Here is a 5,145-nt window from a genome sequence, read left to right as displayed (position 1 = left end):
AGTTCTTTGAAAACTGAACGAAACAAACAACGTGAACGTCAATTTTTATTTTTAGATGCTAGACAAACTAACTTTATTGGAGAGTTTGATCCTGGCTCAGGATGAACGCTGGCGGCGTGCCTAATACATGCAAGTCGAGCGAATGGATTAAGAGCTTGCTCTTATGAAGTTAGCGGCGGACGGGTGAGTAACACGTGGGTAACCTACCCATAAGACTGGGATAACTCCGGGAAACCGGGGCTAATACCGGATAATATTTTGAACTGCATAGTTCGAAATTGAAAGGCGGCTTCGGCTGTCACTTATGGATGGACCCGCGTCGCATTAGCTAGTTGGTGAGGTAACGGCTCACCAAGGCGACGATGCGTAGCCGACCTGAGAGGGTGATCGGCCACACTGGGACTGAGACACGGCCCAGACTCCTACGGGAGGCAGCAGTAGGGAATCTTCCGCAATGGACGAAAGTCTGACGGAGCAACGCCGCGTGAGTGATGAAGGCTTTCGGGTCGTAAAACTCTGTTGTTAGGGAAGAACAAGTGCTAGTTGAATAAGCTGGCACCTTGACGGTACCTAACCAGAAAGCCACGGCTAACTACGTGCCAGCAGCCGCGGTAATACGTAGGTGGCAAGCGTTATCCGGAATTATTGGGCGTAAAGCGCGCGCAGGTGGTTTCTTAAGTCTGATGTGAAAGCCCACGGCTCAACCGTGGAGGGTCATTGGAAACTGGGAGACTTGAGTGCAGAAGAGGAAAGTGGAATTCCATGTGTAGCGGTGAAATGCGTAGAGATATGGAGGAACACCAGTGGCGAAGGCGACTTTCTGGTCTGTAACTGACACTGAGGCGCGAAAGCGTGGGGAGCAAACAGGATTAGATACCCTGGTAGTCCACGCCGTAAACGATGAGTGCTAAGTGTTAGAGGGTTTCCGCCCTTTAGTGCTGAAGTTAACGCATTAAGCACTCCGCCTGGGGAGTACGGCCGCAAGGCTGAAACTCAAAGGAATTGACGGGGGCCCGCACAAGCGGTGGAGCATGTGGTTTAATTCGAAGCAACGCGAAGAACCTTACCAGGTCTTGACATCCTCTGAAAACTCTAGAGATAGAGCTTCTCCTTCGGGAGCAGAGTGACAGGTGGTGCATGGTTGTCGTCAGCTCGTGTCGTGAGATGTTGGGTTAAGTCCCGCAACGAGCGCAACCCTTGATCTTAGTTGCCATCATTAAGTTGGGCACTCTAAGGTGACTGCCGGTGACAAACCGGAGGAAGGTGGGGATGACGTCAAATCATCATGCCCCTTATGACCTGGGCTACACACGTGCTACAATGGACGGTACAAAGAGCTGCAAGACCGCGAGGTGGAGCTAATCTCATAAAACCGTTCTCAGTTCGGATTGTAGGCTGCAACTCGCCTACATGAAGCTGGAATCGCTAGTAATCGCGGATCAGCATGCCGCGGTGAATACGTTCCCGGGCCTTGTACACACCGCCCGTCACACCACGAGAGTTTGTAACACCCGAAGTCGGTGGGGTAACCTTTATGGAGCCAGCCGCCTAAGGTGGGACAGATGATTGGGGTGAAGTCGTAACAAGGTAGCCGTATCGGAAGGTGCGGCTGGATCACCTCCTTTCTATGGAGAATTGATGAACGCAGTTCATCAATAAACGTTGACTTGTTTTGTTTCGTTCAGTTTTGAGAGAACTATCTCTCAAGTTTAAATGTATGTTCTTTGAAAACTAGATAACAGTGTAGCTCATATTTTTTTAATTTTAGTTTGGTTAAGTTAGAAAGGGCGCACGGTGGATGCCTTGACACTAGGAGTCGATGAAGGACGGGACTAACGCCGATATGCTTCGGGGAGCTGTAAGTAAGCTTTGATCCGAAGATTTCCGAATGGGGAAACCCACTATACGTAATGGTATGGTATCCTTACCTGAATACATAGGGTATGGAAGACAGACCCAGGGAACTGAAACATCTAAGTACCTGGAGGAAGAGAAAGCAAATGCGATTTCCTGAGTAGCGGCGAGCGAAACGGAATCTAGCCCAAACCAAGAGGCTTGCCTCTTGGGGTTGTAGGACATTCTATACGGAGTTACAAAGGAACGAGGTAGACGAAGCGACCTGGAAAGGTCCGTCACAGAGGGTAAYAACCCCGTAGTCGAAACTTCGTTCTCTCTTGAATGTATCCTGAGTACGGCGGAACACGTGAAATTCCGTCGGAATCYGGGAGGACCATCTCCCAAGGCTAAATACTCCCTAGTGATCGATAGTGAACCAGTACCGTGAGGGAAAGGTGAAAAGCACCCCGGAAGGGGAGTGAAAGAGATCCTGAAACCGTGTGCCTACAAATAGTCAGAGCCCGTTAATGGGTGATGGCGTGCCTTTTGTAGAATGAACCGGCGAGTTACGATCCCGTGCRAGGTTAAGCTGAAGAGGCGGAGCCGCAGCGAAAGCGAGTCTGAATAGGGCGTTTAGTACGTGGTCGTAGACCCGAAACCAGGTGATCTACCCATGTCCAGGGTGAAGTTCAGGTAACACTGAATGGAGGCCCGAACCCACGCACGTTGAAAAGTGCGGGGATGAGGTGTGGGTAGCGGAGAAATTCCAATCGAACCTGGAGATAGCTGGTTCTCCCCGAAATAGCTTTAGGGCTAGCCTTAAGTGTAAGAGTCTTGGAGGTAGAGCACTGATTGAACTAGGGGTCCTCATCGGATTACCGAATTCAGTCAAACTCCGAATGCCAATGACTTATCCTTAGGAGTCAGACTGCGAGTGATAAGATCCGTAGTCAAGAGGGAAACAGCCCAGATCGCCAGCTAAGGTCCCAAAGTGTGTATTAAGTGGAAAAGGATGTGGAGTTGCTTAGACAACTAGGATGTTGGCTCAGAAGCAGCCACCATTTAAAGAGTGCGTAATAGCTCACTAGTCGAGTGACTCTGCGCCGAAAATGTACCGGGGCTAAATACACCACCGAAGCTGCGAATTGATACCAATGGTATCAGTGGTAGGGGAGCGTTCTAAGTGCAGTGAAGTCAGACCGGAAGGACTGGTGGAGCGCTTAGAAGTGAGAATGCCGGTATGAGTAGCGAAAGACGGGTGAGAATCCCGTCCACCGAATGCCTAAGGTTTCCTGAGGAAGGCTCGTCCGCTCAGGGTTAGTCAGGACCTAAGCCGAGGCCGACAGGCGTAGGCGATGGACAACAGGTTGATATTCCTGTACCACCTCTTTATCGTTTGAGCAATGGAGGGACGCAGAAGGATAGAAGAAGCGTGCGATTGGTTGTGCACGTCCAAGCAGTTAGGCTGATAAGTAGGCAAATCCGCTTATCGTGAAGGCTGAGCTGTGATGGGGAAGCTCCTTATGGAGCGAAGTCTTTGATTCCCCGCTGCCAAGAAAAGCTTCTAGCGAGATAAAAGGTGCCTGTACCGCAAACCGACACAGGTAGGCGAGGAGAGAATCCTAAGGTGTGCGAGAGAACTCTGGTTAAGGAACTCGGCAAAATGACCCCGTAACTTCGGGAGAAGGGGTGCTTTCTTAACGGAAAGCCGCAGTGAATAGGCCCAAGCGACTGTTTAGCAAAAACACAGGTCTCTGCGAAGCCGTAAGGCGAAGTATAGGGGCTGACACCTGCCCGGTGCTGGAAGGTTAAGGAGAGGGGTTAGCGTAAGCGAAGCTCTGAACTGAAGCCCCAGTAAACGGCGGCCGTAACTATAACGGTCCTAAGGTAGCGAAATTCCTTGTCGGGTAAGTTCCGACCCGCACGAAAGGTGTAACGATTTGGGCACTGTCTCAACCAGAGACTCGGTGAAATTATAGTACCTGTGAAGATGCAGGTTACCCGCGACAGGACGGAAAGACCCCGTGGAGCTTTACTGTAGCCTGATATTGAATTTTGGTACAGTTTGTACAGGATAGGCGGGAGCCATTGAAACCGGAGCGCTAGCTTCGGTGGAGGCGCTGGTGGGATACCGCCCTGACTGTATTGAAATTCTAACCTACGGGTCTYATCGACCCGGGAGACAGTGTCAGGTGGGCAGTTTGACTGGGGCGGTCGCCTCCTAAAGTGTAACGGAGGCGCCCAAAGGTTCCCTCAGAATGGTTGGAAATCATTCGTAGAGTGCAAAGGCATAAGGGAGCTTGACTGCGAGACCTACAAGTCGAGCAGGGACGAAAGTCGGGCTTAGTGATCCGGTGGTTCCGCATGGAAGGGCCATCGCTCAACGGATAAAAGCTACCCCGGGGATAACAGGCTTATCTCCCCCAAGAGTCCACATCGACGGGGAGGTTTGGCACCTCGATGTCGGCTCATCGCATCCTGGGGCTGTAGTCGGTCCCAAGGGTTGGGCTGTTCGCCCATTAAAGCGGTACGCGAGCTGGGTTCAGAACGTCGTGAGACAGTTCGGTCCCTATCCGTCGTGGGCGCAGGAAATTTGAGAGGAGCTGTCCTTAGTACGAGAGGACCGGGATGGACGCACCGCTGGTGTACCAGTTGTTCTGCCAAGGGCATAGCTGGGTAGCTATGTGCGGAAGGGATAAGTGCTGAAAGCATCTAAGCATGAAGCCCCCCTCAAGATGAGATTTCCCATAGCGTAAGCTAGTAAGATCCCTGAAAGATGATCAGGTTGATAGGTTCGAGGTGGAAGCATGGTGACATGTGGAGCTGACGAATACTAATAGATCGAGGACTTAACCATATAATATGAAGCWAATGTTATCTAGTTTTGAAGGAATATATATTTAAAATTCCTTTTGACATTCTCAAAAGAATGTGTATAATGTTAAAAGTCTGGTRATGATGGCAGAGAGGTCACACCCGTTCCCATACCGAACACGGAAGTTAAGCTCTCTAGCGCCGATGGTAGTTGGGACCTTGTCCCTGTGAGAGTAGGACGTTGCCAGGCTTATATTATTCCGCAGTAGCTCAGCGGTAGAGCTATCGGCTGTTAACCGATCGGTCGTAGGTTCGATTCCTACCTGCGGAGCCATTGGAGAGCTGTCCGAGTTGGCCGAAGGAGCACGATTGGAAATCGTGTATACGTCACAAGCGTATCAAGGGTTCGAATCCCTTGCTCTCCGCCATAAGGAATTTATAATATTTGGCCCGTTGGTCAAGTGGTTAAGACACCGCCCTTTCACGGCGGTAACA

2 tRNA genes and 3 rRNA genes are annotated in these 5,145 nt (G+C 50.8%); all 5 read left to right on the top strand.

The features are described from left to right. The first annotated feature begins 73 nt into the window (after positions 1-73). A 16S ribosomal RNA gene (locus tag AB4Y84_RS12655) occupies positions 74-1,625 on the top strand. A 146-nt stretch (positions 1,626-1,771) separates the two neighbouring features. Further along, positions 1,772-4,693 (top strand): 23S ribosomal RNA (locus tag AB4Y84_RS12650). Positions 4,694-4,784: 91 nt separating this feature from the next. Then, positions 4,785-4,900: ribosomal RNA gene (gene rrf / locus AB4Y84_RS12645) — 5S ribosomal RNA — on the top strand. The 16S, 23S and 5S rRNA genes sit together here with 2 tRNA genes alongside, the layout of an rRNA operon. A 9-nt stretch (positions 4,901-4,909) precedes the next feature. After that, a tRNA-Asn gene (locus AB4Y84_RS12640) sits at positions 4,910-4,984 on the top strand. Between the two features lie 2 nt (positions 4,985-4,986). Beyond that, positions 4,987-5,078 (top strand) — tRNA-Ser (locus AB4Y84_RS12635). Positions 5,079-5,145 lie beyond the last annotated feature (67 nt).

This window comes from Stenotrophomonas sp. 2YAF22 (assembly GCF_052114665.1).
Taxonomy (GTDB): Bacteria; Pseudomonadota; Gammaproteobacteria; order Xanthomonadales; family Xanthomonadaceae; genus Stenotrophomonas; species Stenotrophomonas indicatrix.
This window is presented reverse-complemented; position numbering and strand designations above follow the sequence as displayed.